General features: G+C 34.1%; 21 protein-coding genes and 1 tRNA gene. 7 read left to right on the forward strand and 15 right to left on the reverse strand.

Annotated elements, in window-relative coordinates:
- Nucleotides 1–9: 9 nt before the first annotated feature.
- Both I130_RS05595 and I130_RS05600 read right to left on the reverse strand, forming a co-directional pair.
- Nucleotides 10–1500, reverse strand: coding sequence for a GH3 auxin-responsive promoter family protein (locus I130_RS05595; protein WP_034920321.1), 1491 nt, complete (start codon nt 1498–1500; stop codon nt 10–12).
- Between the two features lie 6 nt (nt 1501–1506).
- Nucleotides 1507–2376 (reverse strand): M23 family metallopeptidase, encoded by an 870-nt coding sequence (locus I130_RS05600; protein ID WP_034920323.1) that lies wholly within the window; start codon nt 2374–2376, stop codon nt 1507–1509.
- Nucleotides 2377–2491: 115 nt separating this feature from the next.
- Between I130_RS05600 and tatA the strand changes: the two genes are divergently transcribed.
- Nucleotides 2492–2707, forward strand: a complete 216-nt coding sequence (gene tatA, locus I130_RS05605; protein WP_034920325.1) for a twin-arginine translocase TatA/TatE family subunit — start codon at nt 2492–2494, stop codon at nt 2705–2707.
- Between the two features lie 49 nt (nt 2708–2756).
- On the opposite strand, the gene I130_RS05610 is transcribed toward tatA, so the two are convergent.
- Genes I130_RS05610 through I130_RS05620 form a run of 3 tightly spaced genes read right to left on the reverse strand, consistent with a single transcriptional unit; the run spans nt 2757 to nt 6590 of the window.
- Nucleotides 2757–3737 carry a DUF4837 family protein gene (locus I130_RS05610; protein WP_034920326.1) on the reverse strand — a complete coding sequence of 327 codons (981 nt, stop codon included), beginning with the start codon at nt 3735–3737 and terminating at the stop codon, nt 2757–2759.
- Nucleotides 3738–3756: 19 nt separating this feature from the next.
- The gene (locus I130_RS05615) at nt 3757–5355 is read right to left on the reverse strand and encodes a lytic transglycosylase domain-containing protein (RefSeq protein WP_034920327.1); all 1599 of its coding nucleotides are present in this window, start codon (nt 5353–5355) and stop codon (nt 3757–3759) included.
- A 47-nt stretch (nt 5356–5402) separates the two neighbouring features.
- Nucleotides 5403–6590, reverse strand: a complete 1188-nt coding sequence (locus I130_RS05620; RefSeq protein WP_034920329.1) for a phosphoglycerate kinase — start codon at nt 6588–6590, stop codon at nt 5403–5405.
- Nucleotides 6591–6660: 70 nt separating this feature from the next.
- Between I130_RS05620 and I130_RS05625 the strand changes: the two genes are divergently transcribed.
- Entirely contained in the window at nt 6661–7815 is a 1155-nt protein-coding gene (locus I130_RS05625) for an ATP-binding protein (RefSeq protein ID WP_034920331.1), read from the forward strand.
- A gap of 6 nt (nt 7816–7821) precedes the next feature.
- Nucleotides 7822–8217: a DoxX family membrane protein gene (locus I130_RS05630; RefSeq protein ID WP_034920333.1), complete on the forward strand. Its 396-nt coding sequence runs from the start codon at nt 7822–7824 to the stop codon at nt 8215–8217.
- 239 nt (nt 8218–8456) lie between these two features.
- Here I130_RS05630 and I130_RS05635 read toward each other — a convergent pair whose 3' ends face one another.
- The 5 genes from I130_RS05635 to I130_RS05655 all read right to left on the reverse strand — a co-directional run bounded on the left by I130_RS05635 (nt 8457) and on the right by I130_RS05655 (nt 15749).
- Complete coding sequence (locus I130_RS05635; RefSeq protein ID WP_034920337.1) at nt 8457–8966, reverse strand: OmpH family outer membrane protein; 510 nt, start codon at nt 8964–8966, stop codon at nt 8457–8459.
- A gap of 227 nt (nt 8967–9193) precedes the next feature.
- Nucleotides 9194–10057 carry a class I SAM-dependent methyltransferase gene (locus tag I130_RS05640; RefSeq protein ID WP_051119616.1) on the reverse strand — a complete coding sequence of 288 codons (864 nt, stop codon included), beginning with the start codon at nt 10055–10057 and terminating at the stop codon, nt 9194–9196.
- A gap of 74 nt (nt 10058–10131) precedes the next feature.
- Nucleotides 10132–12003 (reverse strand): tRNA uridine-5-carboxymethylaminomethyl(34) synthesis enzyme MnmG, encoded by a 1872-nt coding sequence (gene mnmG, locus I130_RS05645; RefSeq protein ID WP_034920339.1) that lies wholly within the window; start codon nt 12001–12003, stop codon nt 10132–10134.
- Nucleotides 12004–12016: 13 nt separating this feature from the next.
- Nucleotides 12017–12451, reverse strand: a complete 435-nt coding sequence (gene ybeY, locus I130_RS05650) for an rRNA maturation RNase YbeY (protein WP_083932865.1) — start codon at nt 12449–12451, stop codon at nt 12017–12019.
- Nucleotides 12432–15749, reverse strand: a complete 3318-nt coding sequence (locus tag I130_RS05655; RefSeq protein ID WP_034920340.1) for a DUF4175 family protein — start codon at nt 15747–15749, stop codon at nt 12432–12434. The genes ybeY and I130_RS05655 overlap by 20 nt, the downstream gene beginning before the upstream one ends.
- 165 nt (nt 15750–15914) lie before the next feature.
- Between I130_RS05655 and gltX the strand changes: the two genes are divergently transcribed.
- A complete protein-coding gene (gene gltX / locus I130_RS05660) occupies nt 15915–17429 on the forward strand; it encodes a glutamate--tRNA ligase (protein WP_034920342.1) in 1515 nt (504 codons plus the stop codon).
- Nucleotides 17430–17434: 5 nt separating this feature from the next.
- On the opposite strand, the gene I130_RS16195 is transcribed toward gltX, so the two are convergent.
- Nucleotides 17435–18112, reverse strand: coding sequence for an outer membrane beta-barrel protein (locus tag I130_RS16195; RefSeq protein WP_051119617.1), 678 nt, complete (start codon nt 18110–18112; stop codon nt 17435–17437).
- A gap of 71 nt (nt 18113–18183) precedes the next feature.
- Here I130_RS16195 and I130_RS05670 point away from each other — a divergent pair, with 71 nt between their 5' ends.
- Entirely contained in the window at nt 18184–19176 is a 993-nt protein-coding gene (locus I130_RS05670; protein WP_034920343.1) for an SPFH domain-containing protein, read from the forward strand.
- A gap of 65 nt (nt 19177–19241) precedes the next feature.
- Here I130_RS05670 and I130_RS05675 read toward each other — a convergent pair whose 3' ends face one another.
- From I130_RS05675 to I130_RS05690, 4 genes are all read right to left on the reverse strand, one after another.
- Complete coding sequence (locus tag I130_RS05675; protein WP_034920344.1) at nt 19242–19469, reverse strand: DUF6327 family protein; 228 nt, start codon at nt 19467–19469, stop codon at nt 19242–19244.
- A 9-nt stretch (nt 19470–19478) separates the two neighbouring features.
- Nucleotides 19479–19829: a phage holin family protein gene (locus I130_RS05680; RefSeq protein ID WP_034920345.1), complete on the reverse strand. Its 351-nt coding sequence runs from the start codon at nt 19827–19829 to the stop codon at nt 19479–19481.
- Nucleotides 19830–19833: 4 nt separating this feature from the next.
- Complete coding sequence (locus I130_RS05685; RefSeq protein ID WP_034920346.1) at nt 19834–20208, reverse strand: YtxH domain-containing protein; 375 nt, start codon at nt 20206–20208, stop codon at nt 19834–19836.
- A gap of 128 nt (nt 20209–20336) precedes the next feature.
- Complete coding sequence (locus I130_RS05690; RefSeq protein WP_034920347.1) at nt 20337–22010, reverse strand: glutamine--tRNA ligase/YqeY domain fusion protein; 1674 nt, start codon at nt 22008–22010, stop codon at nt 20337–20339.
- Nucleotides 22011–22208: 198 nt separating this feature from the next.
- On the opposite strand from I130_RS05690, the gene folB reads away from it, so the two are divergent.
- Entirely contained in the window at nt 22209–22565 is a 357-nt protein-coding gene (gene folB, locus I130_RS05695; protein WP_034920358.1) for a dihydroneopterin aldolase, read from the forward strand.
- 54 nt (nt 22566–22619) lie between these two features.
- Nucleotides 22620–22690 (forward strand) — tRNA-Cys (locus tag I130_RS05700).
- Nucleotides 22691–22695: the final 5 nt, after the last annotated feature.

Raw genomic sequence — 22695 nt, forward strand, 5'->3', positions numbered from 1 at the left:
ATTATTGCTTTATATTTTTTCCAATACTTCTGCGATCTTTCTGTCGTTAGAAAGTCTTGGTAATTTATTCTGTCCTCCCAGTTTTCCAATAGATTTCATATACTGCTGAAATCCATTCTGGGGAATTTTTTTAATTTTTAATTGCTGAAGGATCTTACCTTCTATCAAATCCAAATAATAAGAATTTTGCTCTTGCATAGACTTGTCCAAAAGCTCTGAAAACTGCTGAAAATCCTCAGGTTCTTTTTCAAACTCTACAAACCATTCATGATAAGGCAACTGCTCGCCATCTGGTGTTATTTGAGGAGCTACTGTGAATTCTGTAATTCTACTTCCCGTCATTGCTGTTGCTTCTTGCATTGCCTGTTCTACTTCTTTGGCAATAACATGTTCTCCAAATGCCGAAATAAAATGTTTAATCCTTCCTGAAACAATCACTTTATAAGGTTTTACAGAAGTAAACTGAATGGTATCACCCAAATTATACCCCCATAAACCAGCTGAATTAGAAACTATCATTACATAATCTACCCCTACCTCTACTTCTCCAATAGTTAATCGTTTTGGGTTATCATCAAAAAATTCTTCAGATTTTATAAACTCATAGAAGATTCCGGAATCTAATTGTAGTAGCATGCCCTTATCTCCTTGCTTATCCTGAAAAGCGAAAAAACCTTCAGAAGCTGGATATAATTCTATACTATCTACTTTTCTTCCTATTAAATTTTCAAACTTTGCTCGATAAGGTTCGTAATTTACTCCGCCATAAATAAACAGATCGAAATTCTTGAACAGATCTCCCACCTTTTTCCCAGTAGTTTGTTGAAGGTTTTCAAAATACATTTGTACCCAAGAAGGAATTCCGCTTATCACGGTCATATCTTCATCTTTAGTTTCACCAACTATGGCGCTTACCTTTGTTTCCCAATCTTCAATACAATTAGTTTTTAAGCTAGGTAACCTATTCTTCTGAAGATAGGAAGGAACAAAATGAGCAACAATACCAGATAAACGGCCTAATTTCACTCCATACTTCTCCGTTAATTCTGGGCTTCCTTGTAGAAAGATCATTTTACCATCTACAAATTTAGACTTACCAGTTTCGGCTATATAGCACAAAATGGCATTTCTAGCCGCGTTAATATGTGTAGGCATAGACTCCTTAGTAAGAGGAATATATTTAGCTCCACTTGTAGTTCCAGAGGTTTTCGCATAATAAAGTGGCTTTCCTGGCCATAAAATGTTTTCCTCTCCAGCAACCATTTTATCTACATACAGCTTTAGTTCCTCATAATCTCGAATAGGAACATTAGATGCAAATTCTTTATAGGTGTTTATGTTTTTAAAATTATGATCTATGCCAAACTGAGTATTCTTTGCTTTATCTAAAAGTTCTTTAAAAACTCTTTTCTGTGTAGCTTCTGGATTAGAAGCCCACTTATTAATTTTATTTCGAATGTGCTTTGCAAAGATCTTTGCAGCAATGGATTTTATAGACATAAAAGTTTAATCAAAATCAATATAATCTTTTGGATTTACTGGATTCCCTTCATTCCACAATTCAAAATGCAGGTGTGGCCCTGTTGTGAGTTCTCCTGCAGATCCTGCAGCAGCGATAACTTCTCCAGATTTCACGAAATCTCCTTGTTCTTTTGTTAATGAAGAATTGTGTTTATAGACAGAAAGTAAGCCGTAGTTGTGCTCTATAATAATTACATATCCCGTACCAGCACTCCATTCAGCAAAGATCACTCTACCATCTGCTACACTTTTTACAGGAGCATTTTTGGCAACTACAATATCTATTGCATAATGTCTTGTCTTAACATTATATCCTTCAGTAATTGGTCCTTTAGCTGGAGGAAATAATGCAAATTCTATATTAGATCCCGCCGTTTGAAGTACATTATATTTATCTTCTAGAGCAACTTCCTCTCTTAATAAAGAATCTGCTCTAGAAGGGGTAAGGTCTATATATTCTGAATCTATTTGTTGAGTGCTCAGTAATGAATCTCTATTGAGATCTCCTATGTCAAGATCTCCAGTAAGCACCTTTCTAATTGACTCATAATATTGATTATTCAACATCATTGCGGTTTGAAGAGAATCTGTTTTATAAGTTAATTCTGTAGCTTGTCTCTTTAGTTTAGTTGAAGAATATCCAGGGATATATTCCCTTAAGCCTGTGAACGCTATAATAAAGGTTGTTAAAGCGATTAGCAAAATAGCACTAGAGGTAATTGCTACAAATAAATTTAACTTAGTTAATTTAAATGATAAACGCTCCTCAAAAGTATCTTCATTTAATACTACCAATCTGTATTTGTGAAGTAACTTTTTAGTGAATTTCTTTTTATTTTCTTTTGTTTGAGACATAATTTATGCTGCTATCACAAAGATAGCATAAAGTTAAATTTATACTATTTTAATGCTGATAAACGTTTATATTAATGATTTCTTGCTAAGTTTGTAACAACAAAACTTTATTATTATGAACGCATTATTTTTACCTTTAGTTATAGGTGCTCCACAAATAATATTAATCGTAATTGTGATACTATTATTATTTGGAGGAAGAAAGATTCCTGAGTTAATGAGAGGATTAGGTAGCGGTATTAAAGAATTCAAAGATGCCTCTAAGGATGATGACGACAATAAGGACAATAAAATTCCTGAAGACGGAAAAATTCCTGGAGATAAAAAATAGAATTACTTATAATATCTAAAAAATGCCCAATTAAAATTGGGCATTTTTTTTAGTCAATTTTTGCCGATTTCAATATAGCCTCGAGCTCAAACATATTATCTCGTTTTGCTGTTGCAGGAGCAAAAGTAAATCCTTCTAGAATAATATACCTATTGTTAACGCTGTCTTTAACCGCATAATTAATAAAAGGTCCTGCCATAAAAGCACTCTTCATCTCCCAAGTTCCCTTTGTTTCATACGCAAACTTCCCATCTACTTCTGTGTTGAATAAATAAGGTGCGTAGGCTTCTTCTGTAATCATGTATCTACCCTCTAAAGCTCCATGGATATAAGCCTTCCCAATAGAATCTCTCATTTTTATAATATTCGCAATTACACTAGTATCACCGTCAATTTGGTTGAGCGGCACAGCATATACTAAGATTTCCATATTTCCTTTAGGTATGTCTTTTCTAAGCCAAAAGAATTCTTCATTTTCCAAAGCATACCTATAAGCGGTTGGAAATTTAAGCGATACTCCTAGGTTATTTTTTAACTTTTCATCCTCCTTTAATGACTTGTTAATCCTTCTTTGCTTTTCTTTTATTTCAGTATTTCGAAGAGTTTCAATGATTTCTTCTGAATTTTTATTGATCTGTTCGATGATTTCATTAGAGTCTTGTCCAGTAATTACAACACCTATCTGAGGGTGCGCAAAAGGATCATTGAAAATTTTAAATCTTCCAGCTTCACCTTTTTCAATCTTCACAAACAATCTATTCTTACGCACAAAACCAGAAAAAGCCTCTGGTGGCATTTGATTTAATGAGAATATAGGTTCTTCCTGAGGCAATCCGTCTACCGGAGCTGCTAAAGATTTTCTAAGCGCTTCTCCAATAGAACCTTCCCACATTTCATTATCAATAACTACAGAAATATTATTGATATTTCCAGAAGAGGTAGCTAGTAGTATAGGGGTTTTACTATCGGAATCTTGACATCCTGTAAATAAAAGGGAAATACATAAACTTAGAAATACAAAATTCTTCATAATGATATTTTAATTAATACTAGCTCCCCGAGAGTTTTAAGGTCATTCCGGGTTTAAGAGATGTACTAGACATCCTATTCCATGCCCTCAAATTCTGTACCGTAATTCCTGGGAACTTTTTAGAAATACTCCATAATGAATCTCCATTTTTGACTGTATATGTTTTTGCCTGAACGGCTGGCCTGGAACTACTCACGGTACTTTTTGCTATAGCAACCGGTTTTTTAGGATATATAGTTAGATATTGTCCTACTCTAAGGTTGTTACTTCTTAAATTATTCCATTTTTTAACACTGCTAACCCCAACCCCATATCTACTGGCTATTTTACCTAGATAGTCTCCACTTTTAACTCTGTATCTCACTTTATCCTCAGCCTCTAAAAATTGAGGTAATTCCTTTTCTTTTTCAGCTAACTCTGTTTCAGCAAAATTATAAATCGCTGCTTCATTATTCACAAAGATTCCAACGCTCTTTCTAGGCAACCTTAAAGCGTATGCTTCATCCTCAACATAAGGGATAATATCCAACTTATAGCTAGGGTTTAAGAATTGTAACATTTCTTTATCTACACCTGAAACTTTATTGATCTGATCAAAAGTTAGCATTTGTTTTACGTGTAACGTATCTGTATCAAAAAAGGCTACCTCAGGTCCGTTTGGCTGGAAATCGTGCTCCTTCGCATATTCAAATAAGTAAAGTGTAGCTAGAAAAGCAGGCACATAACCAGCTGTTTCTCGTGGCAAATAATTTCTAAGTGTCCAATAATTAGTGGAACCCCCACTTCTTCTTATTGCTTTAGCTACATTCCCTGGGCCAGAATTATAAGAAGCTAACACCATGTCCCAATCTCCAAATGTCTTATATAAACTTGCTAGATACCTTACTGCCGCTTCCGTAGCCATTATAGGATCCATACGCTCATCTACATAAGAACTTACATCTAAGCCCTGCATTTTGCCCGTAGCGAACATAAATTGCCACAAACCAGTTGCTCCAACTCTAGACTTTGCCCGCGGATTAAGTGCAGACTCTACTATGGCAAGATATTTAATCTCTAAAGGAACATCATACCTATCTAATTGCTGCTCGAACATTGGGAAATAATATTCGCTTAGCGCCATTAGGCGTTCCATAGACTTCTTGTTCCTTTTAAGATAAGATTTTATTACACTCTCCAGAATGGGATTATATTCAATATTAAAAGGTGTGCGTGCATTTAATTTTGCCAGTCTAGCTTTTAGAGTATCTGTAGGTAAGTCTTTAAATACAACTTCAGAATAATCCTGCCTAAGGATCTCATTTTGCATTTCTTCATAAAGGTCTGAATTTAAAAGTTCCTTTTTCCATACCGAATCTATATTAGCAGCATGAGGGAGATCCTTAAGATCTTTAATAGAACCCTTATTTATTTTTGCTGAAATTGGTAATCTATCCTTGAATTCTGGATCGGGATTTTTCAACTCTATCTTAGCACTATCAGATTTTTTAAAAACCTGAACTCTAAAATTGGCTTTTTCCGATTTATTTATAGTTTTCGAGCTGTTCTTAACTGGATTTTTTTGACCCAAGGAGGTAAAAAAAATGAACAACATTAATAGGGTGATTATCTTTTTCATATTTCTACATCTATGGTACAGAAACGTTTAATATTTCAATTTCTTACTTAGTCTTCAGAAATTGCCTTAATTCCAGGAAGTGTTTTCCCTTCAAGCATTTCCAACATCGCCCCACCACCGGTAGAAACGTAACTCACATCATTCTCCAAATTAAACTTTTTAACTGCTGCAACCGAATCTCCTCCACCTACAAGTGAAAATGCTCCATTTGCAGTTGCTTTACCAATAGCTTCTCCAAGTTTCTTGGTTCCTTCAGCAAAAGCTTCCATTTCAAAAACTCCTATTGGCCCATTCCAAAGGATTGTCTTCGATTTTAAAACAACCTCTGAAAAAAGCGCTACAGATTTTGGACCTGCATCTAATCCCATCCATCCATCTGGGATATCATCTATAGGGCAAACATCTTTATTTGCCATTTCAGAAAAACTATCTGCGATAATAGAATCTACAGGTAAATGTACTTCCACCCCTTTTTTAGAAGCTTTTTTTAAGATCTCTAAAGCCAATTCTTGTTTGTCATCCTCTACCAAAGAACTTCCTATTTTTCCTCCTTGAGCCTTAATAAAGGTAAAAGCCATACCTCCACCAATTATTAAATGATCTACTTTATCTAAAATATTTTCTAAAACAGTGATCTTGGAAGACACTTTTGCACCACCAATAATTGCAGTAACAGGTTTTTCGGCCGATTTTAAGACCTTATTTAAGCTTTCTATCTCTTGCTTTAATAGATATCCAAAACATTTATCATCGAAATATTTGGCCACAACTGTTGTGGATGCATGTGCTCGATGAGCGGTTCCAAAGGCGTCATTTACATAAATATCTCCCAGATTTGATAATTGCTTAGCAAAGCTTGAATCTCCATCTGTTTCTTCTTGGTGATATCTTAAATTCTCAAGTAAAAGAATCTCTCCGGGCTTAAGTTCATTTACCGCGTTTTCTGCAACTTCGCCCACGCAATCATTAACGAATTTAGTTTCCACTCCCATTATTTCAGAAACTTCTGAAACAATTTGTTGTAAAGAAAACTTAGCTTCTTTATTCTTAGGCCTTCCCAAGTGTGTCATTAAAACAACGCTTCCGCCATCTTCTAAAACTTTTATAATGCTAGGTTTAGCGGCTACTATTCTAGTATTGTCTGTAACATTACCATCGTCATCTAATGGAACGTTGAAATCTACTCGAATAAGAGCCTTTTTATCTTTAAAATTATAGTCGTCTACTGTTTTCATAAGTAATGTGTATGTTACAAATATAAATTTTTCTAAAGATATAAAGTGAAGATTAATTTTATCTTTGCCTATGCTCTTTTCTGAAGTTTTAGGCTTACCCCATATTAAAAATCACTTAACCACCACTGCAGACAGGGGTCGCATTCCACATGCGCAATTATTTGTAGGGAATCATGGTAGTGGATTATTACCAATGGCTATTGCATATGCGCAGTATGTATTGTGCGGAAACACAAATTCCGAAAACAATACAGGAAATACAGTTTGTAACACAAAATTCAATCATTTATCTCACCCAGATTTACATTTTGCTTTTCCTGTAGCCACAAATGACAAAATTAAAACCCATCCAGTTTCCAATCATTTTATGGAATCTTGGAGAACTTTTATTAATAAAGATTCTTACGGGAGTTTATTTGACTGGTATCAGGAAATAGGAATAGAAAATAAGCAAGGGCAAATTGGGGTAGATGAAGCGCAGGATATTTTAAGATCACTTTCATTGAAATCTTATGAAGGCGGCTATAAAATAATGTTGATCTGGATGGCAGATAAGATGAACACTGCCTGTTCCAATAAATTGTTGAAATTAATTGAGGAACCTCCAAATAAGACGCTATTCATACTTATTGCTGAAGACGAAGAGCAAATTATACAAACTATTAGGTCTCGTTGCCAGATTCTCAGATTTCCTCCTCTTTCTGAAACTGTTATTGAAGAAGAATTAATTGCAACTTCCAAAGTGGATGTCTTAACTGCAAAGAAAATCGCTGTACAGGCAAATGGGAGCTATTTTCAAGCACAACATATATTAAAAAATGACTCTGGAGATGAACAATTTGAAAATTGGTTTATCACTTGGGTTAGAACAGCTTTTAAGGCAAAGGGAAATAAAGCCTCCATCTTAGAACTAATTACATGGAGCGATACTATAGCAGCTTCGGGAAGAGAAACTCAAAAAAGTTTTTTACACTACTGTTTAGACTTTTTTCGTCAGGCTCTACTTTATAATTACAAGGCAGAAAAACTAGTTTATATTCAGCCTAAATCAGCCAATTTCAAATTAGAAAAGTTTGCGCCATTTATAACAGGAGCAAATATAATAGGAATAACTTCAGAAATTGAAGATGCTATCTATCACATAGAACGTAATGGAAATGCAAAGATTATTCTAACAGATCTATCTATTAAATTAACAAGATTAATTCATAAAAAAGTCGCTTAAAAACATATGGAAAACATTACAAATTATATTACAGAGATCCTTATCCTAATATTTATAGCAATTACTTTTTTGCAATCTGGTTTCGATAAAATCACTGATTGGCAGGGTAATATTGGATGGCTGAAAGGACATTTTTCAAAGACATTCCTTGCAGGCCAGGTACCTCTAATGGTTGGTATTATTTTGATCATCGAAGTGATCGCAGGACTTATGGCTTTAGTTGGAATTTTCTATATTATAAGCAGCGGACAAACAGAAATAGCTCTTTATGCAAATGTTTTGGCAGCAATAACCTTGTTAATGTTGTTATTTGGACAACGTGTAGCTAAGGATTATGCAGGAGCTTTTACAATTGTGGGATACTTTATTGTAGTAATTTTAGGGGTAACTTTACTGTCTTAATTTAAATTCAGTCGGTTTGTCAACCGGCCTAACTCTTCAAATCGCGTCACCCTGAACTTGATTCAGGGTCTAATTCCGCCTTATTGGGATGCTGAAACAATTTCGATAGATATCGGAACAGCATGACGAAAAACCTAAATACTGCTAGTTAAAATATAAATGAACAATCAAATAAAACATAAAAAGCATCGACCTTTTTAAGACCGATGCTTTTTATATTTTAAAGAATTAGGCAATTCCTATTTCTTGTAGCTCTCGTTTAATTTCTCAAGAATTTCTTCAGTAATATCTAAACCATCTTTCGCATACATGATGTTTGCAGACTCGTTAGAACCAAAGATATAGGTGTAATCATTATCCTTACCGTATTCTTTTACATATTCCTTTACTTTAGTTACGATAGAATCTATAACAACATCACTTTCTTGACGCAACTGATTTCCCATCATTTGTTGTTGCTGTTGAATGGTTTGTTGCTTAGCCATTAATTCTTGTTCCTTTTCTTGTCTTTGTGCAGTAGACATTCCATTCATGTTCGCTTGGTATTCTTGCACTTCTTTTTGAAAACTTTGAGCTAAAGAATCCAACTCAACTTTAACCTTATCAGATTTCGAAGTAAATTCCTCTTCTACTTCTTTCATTTCGCGATACTCCTTAATAATTTTGGTTGTATCTACATAAGCTGTTTTTTGTTCAGTACAACTTGTAAGTCCGGCTGCAATTAAAACAACCAATAATAACTTCTTCATAATTTTAAATTTGTTTGCCGCAAAAGTAATAAAGTATCAATGGAAAAAAAGAAAAATATATTTTCTATTACATACAATAGGCAAATCTTATAGTTAAAATAAAAAAAATAAATTATTTCAATCAAAAAGGATTGGATATAAAGACTTTTAAGAGGCTTTTTCTACTAACAACTATAATTAGCCTTACAGTTAGATATTATTCTTTGGAAATCGCTTTAAATTAAGAATTAGCTTGATTTTCTGAAGAAATAGGCAATGGAAGAATACTCTGATGACTTTTTTGCTTTAAGATTAGATTTGAGTCCTATTAAAAAGGCTTTCAAAAAATTGCTCTTTTTAGTCATGTATTTTTCTGAAAGTAGACTCACATAAAATGAATCATACAATAAAGGTTTTTCATCGAACTGTGAGAAAGTAGTCCCACTAAATAGTTTTTCGAAACTCTTTCGGGAAAAATGCCATAAATGCCTTGGCACATCAAAAGCTGCCCAATGCTCTTTATAATATAAAGCGTCATAGCTTTTAAAATTGGGCACGGCAATAATTAATAACCCATCCTTTTTAAGCAATTGTTCCAATTCTATTATTTGATTCTTTAAATCGTAGACATGTTCAAATACATGCCACATTGTAATTACGTCAAATTTTTCAGCTTTAAACTTAGATGAATCTGGAAGTAATTTAATTCCTTTTTGCTTTGCCAGCTTTCGAGCATTTTCATCTGGCTCTATCCCTTTAACTTTCCAACCATTATTTTTTGCTGTCAATAAAAACTCCCCTGTTCCCGCTCCAATATCTAAGAGTTTGCCTTGCTCTGGAAAATTAGATTCTATCCAACTTAACTTTTTAGAAAGCATCCTTTTTTTAACGCTATGATAAATCTTATCTGTAAAAGAATTTTTAGAATCGGTATGAGAAATGTACTCTTCACTTTTATAATAGGAAGGTAAAGCTTCTATAGATGGTTTTGGAGTTGTGATTAAAAGATCCATTTCCAGATCTAATATCAATTTAAACTCCTCTCCAGAAACCGTATGATCCTTACAAGTAATATAAATTGGATTTGATTTTTTTTCCTTGGAACTATTCACAAATATGGAATTTGTTTAAGACAAATTGAGTGCTAAATATAGATGAAAAATTACATTGTTCCACGTGAAACAATTTATCTTCCCATATAAACAAGTAGCACAGAAATATCACTTGGGCTTACTCCACTAATTCTAGATGCTTGAGAAATCGTTACGGGCTGAATCTTATTTAATTTCTCTCTAGCTTCAAACGACATAGATTTAATATTGGTGTAATCGAAGTCCTGCGGGATTTTAATATCCTCTAGCCTATGCAATTTATCTGCATTGTTCTTTTCCTTATTTATATATCCTGCATATTTAACTTGAATTTCGGTTTGCTCTAGCATCTCTTCATTCAATTCATTTTCAGCAATAAAATCATTTACTCCAGGAAATTCCATCACATCTTCCATAGTGATATTTGGTCTTGAAAAGATCTTAAATATCTTATCACTTTGTTTCATTGGAGCAGAATCTTTAGCTTCTAAAACCGGATTAGAGAACTCTGGAGTAACACTAGTGTCGTGTAGGTAATCCACAAAACTCAAGGATTTCTCTTTCTTCTCCTCCATCTTGCGAAGTCGCTTTTCTGATGCTAAACCTAAATCAAAGGATTTTTGGGTAAGCCTAAAGTCGGCATTATCTTGTCTTAACAAGGTTCTATATTCTGCTCTAGACGTAAACATTCTATAAGGTTCTTCTGTTCCTTTGGTTATAAGATCATCTACCAAAACACCAATATACGCCTCGTCTCTTTTTAAAATAAATGATTCTTTTTCCTGAACCTTTAAAGCGGCATTTATACCAGCCATTAAACCTTGAGAAGCTGCTTCTTCATACCCAGTGGTCCCGTTAATCTGACCAGCAAAATACAATCCATCTACCAACTTAGTTTCTAGAGTATGCTTTAATTGTGTTGGTGGGAAATAATCATATTCTATTGCATATCCCGGTCTAAAGAACTTCACTTTTTCAAATCCAACAACAGACCGCAATGCTTTAAATTGAACATCTTCTGGTAAAGAAGTGGAAAAACCATTGACATATACCTCACAAGTTTTCCAACCTTCAGGCTCAACAAATAACTGATGCCTATCTTTATCTGCGAATCTATTTATCTTATCCTCTATAGAAGGGCAATAACGTGGCCCGACACTTTGTATTCTTCCATTAAACATTGGAGACCTATCAAAACCTTCTTTTAGCAATTCATGCACTTCTGGAGAAGTATATGTCATGTAACAAGATCGTTGTTTTGATAGAGGTTTTGTATCATCTAAGTAAGAGAATTTAGATGGTTTTACATCACCAGGTTGTTCTACCATTTTGGAATAATCTAAAGATCTTCCATCTACTCGTGGAGGAGTTCCAGTTTTCATTCTGCCAGATTCAAATCCTAACTGAATAAGCTCTTCTGTTATTCCTGTTGAAGCTCTTTCTCCAGATCTACCTCCACCAAAATTCTTATCTCCAATATGAATCAATCCATTTAAGAAAGTACCATTAGTAAGAACTACAGATTTCCCTTTTATCTTTAATCCAAGTGAAGTTTTTATACCAACTACGGCTCCTCCTTCTACAATTAATCCGGCCACCATTTCTTGATAAAAATCCAGATTTGGTGTTCCTTCTAGCCTCAATCGCCAGTGATCTGCAAACATCATTCTATCACTTTGCACTCTTGGACTCCACATTGCAGGACCCTTAGACTTGTTTAGCATTTTAAACTGAATTGCACTAGTATCACTTACTAATCCGCTGTATCCACCTAAGGCATCTATCTCACGAACTATCTGACCTTTTGCAATTCCTCCCATGGCGGGATTACAACTCATTTGAGCTATATTCTGTAAATTCATAGTTACCAAAAGGGTTTTAGAACCCATATTAGCGGCAGCGGCTGCGGCCTCACTTCCAGCGTGACCAGCTCCAACAACAATTACATCATATATTTCACTAAACATAAATCTCCTTTTTTTAAGATTGTTCCACGTGGAACAATTTCATTTTTTCCTCTTCTTTGCTTCTCATAAGAGCAGCTTCCTCTTCTGTTTTATCCTTGTAGCCACTAAGATGTAAAATCCCATGACTTAAAACTCGTCGCAATTCATCATCAAACTTTACATTAAAAGTTTCAGAATTTTCATGCACGCGCTCTGTACTTATATATATCTCACCCTGCAAAATTTTACCTGCAGAATAATCGAAAGTTATAATGTCTGTATAAGTATCGTGATCTAGATATTCAATATTGATCTTAAGTAGATATTCGTCGTCACAAAAAATATAACTAATTTCCTCCAGAGTCATTTCTTCAGAAATAATTACATTTTCTAGCCATGAAGCATAACGTGCTTCATCCTCCAGGATAAATTCGTTTTCGGAATAAAAATTAATTTTCGATAGATTCAAAATACCTCTTTACTTTAGTCTTATAAATTTGCCGCAAAGGTAGGCTTTGTCTATTTAAAATTTCGGTAGAATTAAAATATTCTTTGGCTCTAAGAATTTGATCCTGAGTAGTGTTTTTGAAGTTCTCCTGATTTGTTTTTGAGGTTCTTTGCTCCTCTTCTTCCTGCTCTCTTACGGCATCTTCTAGCTGAAGTAATTTATGCTGAATTTGATTCATTCTATTTAAAGTTTCTCTATTAAAACCCTTCTCCAAAAGTTGTTTTTCTATGCGCTCCATCTCACTCAAAACATTTGCATTCTTTTTATCTAAGCCTACCTCCCTTAGTTTTTCTTCTAATTGTTGTCTTAATTTTTGTTGCTCTTTAAAGATCTTATACAACTTAGCGCTTCCTTCTTCTCCTAATCTGCCATCTCCCTCTCCTTGTCCTTCTTTATCTCCATCCTTGCCATCATCACCATCTTCTCCTAGTTTATCTTTACCGTTCTCTTTTGGTTCCCCTTCCCCTTCTTTAAGACCTTCCTCCATTTCCTTAATTAAACCTTCCTGAGATTTAATTATATCTGGTAACTGCATTCCTTCTCCACTTCCATTCGGAGAAAGGCTAAGATTTGCCATGTCTTGCATGTTTCCTAAAACCTCACTTAACATGTTGGCTAATTCATTAGTATTGGTCATTACGTATTGTTGACTTGCCGTTCCTTGTGGAAGTTCGTTTTGAGCAAGTCGCTCCAATGCCTTAGTAATATCAAACTCGATATCTGTTAACTTAGTGGTGATCTTCTCTGAAACCATTGGATTCTTCATGGCCAGTACAAATAAACTATCATCTATATGTTCAAAGTGTTCTTTTAGAACTTGTTGTTTTTTTAATTGTTTAGGATAGGCTGGATTATTAATTCTAATGCCCTTAAAATTTAGCATCAATTCTTCCTGTTCAAATGAAAATACCATGAGATTATCTAAAATCTGACGCATGGTTTCAATATCGGCAGTTAGTTGTTCCCCTTGTGAATCTAATTGAGCAGATTTGATTTTCTTGCTCATTTCTTTCATCATATCCGCTGCTTTTTTCTGAGGAGATTTTGCTTCCTTTTTATTGTTCTGCTCTAATTGCTCCTCTGCTTTATTTTGTTCTTCTTGAATTTCCTTTTCTTCATCTTTATCTCGATCTAAATTAAAAGGCTTTTTAAGTGCATTATTCTCTTTCTCTAAAGAATCCATTTCCTCCTTAAATTCTTCAAAATCTTCAGACAACTTTTCTTGTTCTTCCAAAGAGTTCAAGGAATCTTGCTTCATTAAATTCTCTTGTTTTTCTCCCGTTCTTTCAATATCTCTAGCTAGCTTTTGAGTCTTTTCTTGTACATAATAACGTTTGGTTAGTTCCAGTAACTGCTCAAGGTTTTTTTGCTCTGCGGTGTTCTGTTTAGATAATTTCTCTAGTTTATCTAGCAAGTCTTCCTCACTTATCTTTTCGGCATATTCTTGCAGCTCTTTTAACAAGGCTTCGTTTTCTTGTAAGCGTTCTTCGTTTCTATCTAACCTGTCTTTAAGTTCTTCCTCTAAATCTTTATTCTCTTTGGAACCAGTTTTATCTTCAAAGGTGTTTTTAAGCTTTTCAGAATAATTTTTCATCATTTCATTTTGCTCCTTCTGCCGTTTCAAAAAATCTTCAAGCTTCTTTTTATCATTGTAATTAAGCTGATCCTTTTCTATTTTAAGCCTCGATAATTCCTCCAAATCTTTTCTAGATTCCTGCATCTCCTCAAGACTTTCAGAAATTCCCTGTATAGATTCTCCTTGCTGATTTAATTTTTCGGCACTTAATTCCTTTTCAGACTTTATTCTGAAGGTAAAAACTTCAGTTTTAGAAGATTTAGAGCCTCTAACTCCATCATTATCACATACTTCGAAGTACACAGCATAGTTAGTACCTTGTTCTAATTCTAGATTTCCTGGAAACGTATATAAAAATTCCCCAACATTCTGATTTGCAATGGGAATTGCCACTTTTTGACTATCATCACTTTTGGTTTCGGGGTAATAAACCATATTTACCTTTGTGATAGCGTGATCATCGGACACTTTTCCGAAGAAATAATTTATCTCTGTAGCTATTGTGTCTTGTTTATGCTGAACATCTATTTGCGGATATTGATCCTTAATAACGTCTATAGCATATTTTAAAGATTCATAGTCCTTTACGTTGTTATTAGATGTGGTAATAGCGTATTGCAACAGAGAAAAGATCTTATTTGAATAATTGAATTCTGAAGCGTTTTTATCAAACCCCAAAATACTGTCTCCAGTTTTAAACGACACTTCCTCTGTAGCGCGGGTTTTTAAAACCCATGAAATTTCAGTTCCTTCTGGCACCCTTGCATTCCCCGTTCCCTTAATTACTTCACTAGGCTTTTTTAAATAAGAAGGAAAATTTAGCTTCATCTCAAAATCCAATAATTTCGGGACTTGGATAACTTTGATTTTATAAGTTCTGGACGTTACACTATTGGCGGTAAAGTAGATTTCTATATCTTTTTTTAATCCTTCAAAGGAGTATTGAAAAGTATTAAGCGAAGAATTCTTTAGATAATATTCTTCCTCATTAAAGTGAATGGCTACAGTTTCAGGAATAACTTTACCAATTGTCTGAACTTCTAGATTTAGATCCTTTCCTTCTTCAACCACCAAATCACTCGAATTAATTATAAATGAAAATGGAGCAGGACGCTCATAAGCGGTATTATAGTGCGCTACCCGAGTGTAGCTATCAGAAAAAACAGAAGAATTTCCTGTGAAAATAATAGCAATGATTATCAGAATTGGAAAAGCCGCATATTTTAAATATTTAAGGCTTGTATTAAAATTAACGGCTGTTTTAAAGGGAACAGGTCTGAGTTCTTGAGACTTTTGAGATATACTTGTGAGTAACAAATCTGACTGATCTGATGAATTTTCAAGCTGAAGCACGTTTAGAAGTTTATCATTAACCTCAGGGAAATGTTTTCCTATTAGAATAGAGGCATCTGTAAGATCTAAACCTTTAGATAATTTAAAGAGTTTCGCAAGAGGCCATAATATAAAGCGAAAAAAGAGAGCCGCAGAAAAAAGTATAAAAATCCAAAATAATAAACTTCTATAAGGCGGAGAAAGCCATAAAAAATATTCGACGAGCAAAATAAGTATGCTATATAACAACCAAACTGAAAAGAACAGAATACTCCCTTTCAACAATTCATTTAGATAATAACGCCTAATAAATGCCGTTAGTTTTTGTTTAATAACAGTAAATTCCTCCATGTTTACTCCCCTACTTTTCCTCCTCCTAAAACTACAAATTTCATTTTACTTTATTTAGCTGCGATTTGTGCATTAAATATTTCTGGATGCAATTAATAGGACAGGCTTAAATTGATGGGTTTTCCACTAAGAATCCATTATCTTTGCGGCTAAAATTACAATTTTATGTCTGCTAAAGTACGAGTTCGTTTTGCGCCAAGTCCAACAGGACCTTTACACATTGGAGGAGTAAGAACCGCCTTATATAATTATTTGTTTGCCAAGAAGCATGGAGGAGATTTCCTTTTGCGTATAGAAGATACAGATCAAAATAGATTTGTGGAAGGCGCAGAGGAATATATAGTTGAAGCCTTGAATTGGTGTGGAATTCCTTTTGATGAAGGCCCCGGAAAAGATGGTGGATTTGGGCCTTATAGACAAAGTGAGCGAGCAAGTTTGTATTATGAATATGCTGAAAAACTGATCTCCTCTGGAGATGCTTATTATGCATTTGATACTTCAGAAGTTTTAGATGCACATAGAAAAGACCATGAAGAGAAAGGAAAAACTTTTATCTACAACTGGCATAATAGAATGAAATTACAGAATTCTCTTGCGCTTTCTTCAGAAGAAGTTCAGAAGAAATTAGATGCTAAAGAAAATTATGTGATCCGATTTAAAACACCTGTATCTGAAACATTGCATTTAGCAGATGAAATTCGTGGAAACATGCAAGTAGATTCTAGCATCCTGGACGATAAAGTGCTTTTTAAAAGTGATGGTTTACCTACCTATCACCTTGCAAATATTGTAGATGACCACTTAATGAAGATCACTCATGTAATTCGTGGGGAAGAATGGTTGCCTTCTTTAGCATTACATTATTTATTATATCGTGCTTTTAATTGGGATGCGCCAAAATTCGCACATTTACCATTGATCTTAAAACCACAAGGAAAAGGGAAATTAAGTAAGCGTGATGGAGATAAAATGGGATTCCCAGTATTTCCTTTAGAATGGAAAGATCCTAAATCTGGTGAGATCTCTTCAGGATATAGAGAAGAGAATTACGATCCTAAAGCAGTAGTTAATATGTTAAGCTTCTTGGGGTGGAATCCCGGGACAGAGCAAGAATTTTTTGATTTAGATGAATTGATTTCAGCTTTTGAGATCTCTAGAGTGCATAAATCTGGTGCTAAATTTGATCCTGAAAAGACAAAATGGTTTCAGGCACATTACCTTCAGAAAACCGATAACGAAATACTTGCGAAGGAGTTTGTGAAGATTTTAAAAAGCAAAGTTGTTACTGCAACATTAGAATATACAACTTCAGTAATTGCTCTTTTAAAAGAACGCGCAATCTTTGTAACAGATTTTTGGGAATTAGGAAGCTATTTCTTTGTAAGCCCTGCGTCCTATGATGAAAAAGCTTTGAAAAAAGCATGGAAAGAGGATACCGCTGGAATTTTAGAGACACTGATCCAATTGGTGTCTGAAACTTCAGATTATACTAAAGAAAATGTTCAGGATACTATTAAAGCTTGGATCACTGCGAATGAAATAGGCTTTGGAAAAGTAATGCAGCCACTAAGACTTGCTCTAGTAGGCTCTTTACAAGGACCAGATGTATTTGAAATTTCTGCTTTTATAGGAAAAGAAGAAACAATTAAAAGATTAGAATCACTTTTAGCTACGCAATAATAAATTTAGAAATAATAAACCACTCCTGCGGTTGCCATGCCTAGATGACCTTCTAGATTTGCGGCGCGGGAGTCTTTATTTTGAAGATCTCCATCTTTTAAATCCTTAAAAAAATTACTTACTCCATATTGATACTGAAGCCACAATTTAACATCTGCCACTCCTGCAGATAGGCCAGCTGCAATATTTAAATTTACTCTTGATACCTCCTCTAAATCTTTCGCAGTAAAAGAGTAATCTTCTATTAGATGATCTTTAAATTGGTTGTCTACCTCCCACTTACTGTTTATTTGAAGGACAGGCCCTGCCTCTATACTTAGATGCTCCTTTATAATCTTATGGCCTGCAAATAAATTTAGTTGCACTCCTGTGGTCTTAAAATCGATGTTATTAAAGTCATTACTTCCTGCCTTATGCCCCATTATCCCAGTTTTCATAGAATAAAAGTTTACTCCGTAAATCACTAAGAAATTATTATAAACATTAGCCCGTGTGCTTAGCCCACCCGTAAAACCGGTAGTCTTAGTCGTATTAAAACTATTGCTGTCTATTCCTCCATAGGTAACTCCTGCCTGTATCCCTAACCTATTATAACTATCTCCGCCAGAATTACGTCGTTGGGCAGCAAGTGGATTAAAAAGAGAACAAAGTAAGATGAAGAGAAATAGATATAAATAGCGCATGTTAAATAACTTTAAGGGTAAATGTAGCCTAAATATTGCTATCTTAAACTTTCAAAATTTATATAACCTATATGATAGCAACAGTTTTAATACCCATTTTAGTCGTCTTTGGCTTAATAATTCTGTTTACCGGGATTTTTACGGTAAAGCAACAAACTTCTGCCGTTTTGGAACGTTTCGGCAAATTTAGAAGCATTCGAAATTCCGGATTACATTTTAAAATTCCAATTATTGATCAGATTGCAGGAAGAATAAACTTAAAGGTTCAGCAATTAGACGTTTTAGTTGAAACAAAAACCAAAGATGATGTTTTTGTAAAACTTAAGATCTCTGTACAGTTTCAGGTTATAAAAACCAATGTGTACGATGCTTTCTATAAGCTCGAAAGTCCGCATGATCAAATTACTTCCTATGTATTTGATGTCGTTCGTGCAGAGGTACCAAAAATGAAATTAGATGATGTTTTTGAAAGAAAAGATGATGTAGCCATTGCAGTTAAAAGAGAACTAAATCAGGCAATGTCTGATTATGGATATGATATTATTAAAACCTTGGTAACAGATATAGACCCAGACTCACAAGTAAAGTCGGCTATGAACCGAATTAACGCTGCAGAGAGAGAGAAAGTTGCAGCAGAGTATGTTGCAGAGGCAGAACGTATAAAAATCGTTGCTAAAGCACGTGCAGAAGCAGAAAGCAAACGTTTGCAAGGTCAAGGGATCGCAGATCAACGTAGAGAAATTGCAAGAGGTTTAGAAGAAAGTGTAGATGTGTTAAATAATGTAGGGATAAACTCCCAAGAGGCTTCAGCTTTAATTGTGGTTACTCAGCATTATGATACTCTTCAATCTATTGGAGAACACACTAACAGTAATTTAATATTGTTACCAAATTCTCCTCAGGCAGGAAGTGATATGCTTAATAATATGATCGCTTCATTTACCGCATCTAACCAGATTGGTGAAGCTATGAAAGAGAAGAATGCTGAATTATTAGCTGCAAAACCTAAGCCTAAAAGAAAAAGAGAAACTCGAAATACAGAAGAGGAAGAAGAAACCGAATAAAAATTTATTCAATTAAAAAGGCGGATGCTCATTAGAACTTCCGCCTTTTTATTTTACTTCTGAAATTATCTTGAGGTAACTACCTTCTTAACTCCAAATATTTTTGATACTGCCTTTAAAACGAATGCCTTTTGCATAATAGATCCCAAAATTCCACCAACTAAAGATACTGGAGATAAGCTTTCCTTAGTATGTTGTACACTAAGACGAATTTCTTCTTTGTCTATCTGATTTTGAAGTTTCAAAATCTTCAAATCCCGGTCTATTTCTTCAAATGAACTATACTCTTTCATAAAAATTATTTAGTCGTTAAAGAAGGTTCTGGAAGATTTGATCAAAATGATTTTCTCTATATGTTTTTTTCCGAAGAACCATATAACTAGGAATATCAGAAAATAAAATGCGCCAATTATAAAGAACCCGGCACTAGGAATTCCTAAGGCGTTACTTATTCCAAGAGCCAATGCAATAGAGATAAAAAATAAAGCAATTAGACATATAAAACCAAGCAACATCATATTCACTAAAGAGATTACCCCTTTAATGATTTTTTTATAGAGATCAAGTTTATAATATTCGGTGCTACTTTTAGCAAGATCGCGAACATTGTCATTAAGATCATTAATACTGTTGGTTAGTTTTTCAAATGCCATAGGCTTATACTACTGCTTTATTTGCCGTTGTTTTAACTTGTTCTACTTTTACGTCTTTTTGCAATTTTGCATTTTGAGTTCTTAAATCTTCTAACTTAGATTCTAATGCAGATAAGATATCATCTGCTTTAAAACTAGCTGAAGATAAAGTAGATTCTAAACGAGTTTCAAAATCTAATTTAGCTTGTTTAGCTTTTGTAGAAAGATTAGAACTTGTTTCTTTGTATTTTTTATTGAATTTATCTTGAGCTTTTTTAGCGTCTTTATTCAATTTAATTCTTGTGTTTTCTCCGCTTTCTGGAGCATATAATAATCCAACTGCAGCTCCTATTGCAGCTCCTGTAACTAAAGCTAAAAGTGTATTCCCTGTATTTGCCATGATTTTTTGGTTTTTATAATTAATTCCACAAATTTAAGTTAAACCACAAGACATTCTTGTTAATAACCGGTTAATATGTGAAGTTACTTTATTAAATTATTCTTAACAGATTATATAAAATAAATCTCCTAACTAATCTTTTCCCAGGAATCTCTCAAGGAAACGGTTCTGTTAAAAATAAGATTTTCGTTTGTACTTTCTTTATCAATACAAAAATATCCTATTCTCTGGAATTGAAATTTATCTGCAACACTTGCATTTTTTAAACTAGGTTCCACATATCCTGTAATCACTTGAAGTGAATCTGGGTTAATAAATTCCATGAAATCCTTTTCTTTATCTGCATCTGGTGCTGCAACTGTAAATAAACGGTCGTACAGTCTTATTTCAGCTTTGACAGCGTGAGGTATAGAAACCCAATGTAATGTTCCTTTAACCTTCCTTAAAGACTCCTCGGTACCGCTTCCACTTTTACTCTTAGGATCGTAGGTACAATGAATTTCTAAAATATTACCATCATTATCCTTAATTACGCTTTCCCCTTTTATTATATACGCACTTTTTAAGCGAACTTCTTTTCCTAGTGTTAATCTGAAGAATTTTCTATTCGCCTCCTCTTTAAAATCTTCACGCTCTATAAAAAGTTCTTTTGAAAAAGGTATTTTTCTAGTGCCTGCATTTTCATCTTCAGGATTATTCTCGGTTTCCAACCACTCTTCACCTTCCTCGTAGTTGGTTATAACAAGTTTTACAGGGTCTAAAACACCCATTACTCGTGGAGCAATTTTATTTAAATCTTCACGAATACAAAATTCTAAAAGTGAAACATCTATTATATTTTCCCTTTTGGCAATCCCAATAGTATCTGCGAATTTCCTTATAGAAGTTGGAGTATAACCTCTTCTTCTAAATCCAGAGATTGTAGGCATTCTAGGATCGTCCCAAGAATCTACTACCTTATTTTCTACTAATTGTAATAGTTTACGCTTACTCACTATAGTATGGCTCAGATTTCTCCTAGCAAATTCTCGTTGCTTCGGAATAAAATCTTCTTTACCACTTACCTTACTAATAAACCAGTTGTATAATTCTCGATGTGGTAAAAATTCTAAGGTACAGAAAGAGTGAGATACACTTTCTATAAAATCACTTTCACCATGAGCCCAGTCGTACATAGGGTAAATCTTCCAAGCATCCCCTGTTCTATGGTGCTTTTTATGCAAGCTTCTATACATTACAGGATCTCTCATGATCATGTTAGAAGATGTCATATCTATTTTTGCTCTTAAAACATGAGCACCCTCTGGAGTTTCTCCATTCTTCATTTTCTCGAAGAGTTCCACGTTTTCTGATACAGATCTATTTCTATATGGACTTTCTGTTCCAGGAACTGTAGGAGTTCCTTTTTGATCTGCGATTTCTGCAGATGATTGGCTATCTACATAAGCATTTCCAGACTTTATTAATTCTACTGCCCAATCATATAATTGTTGAAAATAATCTGAAGCATAACACTCCTTATCCCATTTAAATCCTAGCCAAACCACATCTTCTTTAATAGCATCTACATACTCTTGCTCTTCCTTTATAGGATTAGTATCGTCAAACCTTAAGTTCACTGGAGCATTATAACGCTCACCCAAACCAAAATTCAAACAGATGGAGGAAGCATGACCAATATGCAAATAACCATTAGGTTCTGGAGGGAATCTAAATTTTAATTCTTGTTCAGTATAAGACCCTTTAAGATCTTCTTCTATAATTTGCTCAATAAAATTGAGTGACTTTTTAACTTCAGACATAATTATGTTTCAAAATATCCCGCAAAGTTATCAAAAATAAGCTCGGAAAATTCAATATCTAGACGTTTAGAATAGATAATAAAAAAGGAAATAGAGTTTAATATTCCGCTTAAAGACCAAAAAATAATATATTCATTTATTTATTTTTAGAAATACACTATAATATCGGCTGCAGTTCTACCTTTGTAAAAAAATATTTTGGGAAAAATAACATTAAAAAACATCAAGGTTTTCTCCTATCACGGTTGCTTGGATGAAGAAGGAAAAATAGGAAGTGATTACCGGGTAGATCTTATGGTAAAAGGGGATTTATCAAAGTCTGCACAAACAGATTCTTTGGGTGATACGATAGACTATGTACATCTAAATAAGATCGTTAAAGAAGAAATGGCTATTCGAACTAAGTTGTTGGAAACAGTTGCAGAAAGAATATTAAAAAGAATCTTTACAGAAATAGAATTAGTAAAAAAGGCACGCGTAGATGTTTCTAAGATAAACCCTCCTATAGGTGGTAATGTTGGAATGGTAACTGTTTCCAGTACTAAATCGAGATAGAAACTTGTGTGCGAACAGATATTTTTTATTACATTTGCCAACCATTAAAATAATGGCATCGTGGCCGAGTGGCTAGGCAGAGCTCTGCAAAAGCTCGTACAGCGGTTCGAATCCGCTCGATGCCTCAAAA

This window comes from Gillisia sp. CAL575 (genome assembly GCF_000403785.1).
In the GTDB taxonomy this organism is placed as follows: domain Bacteria; phylum Bacteroidota; class Bacteroidia; order Flavobacteriales; family Flavobacteriaceae; genus Gillisia.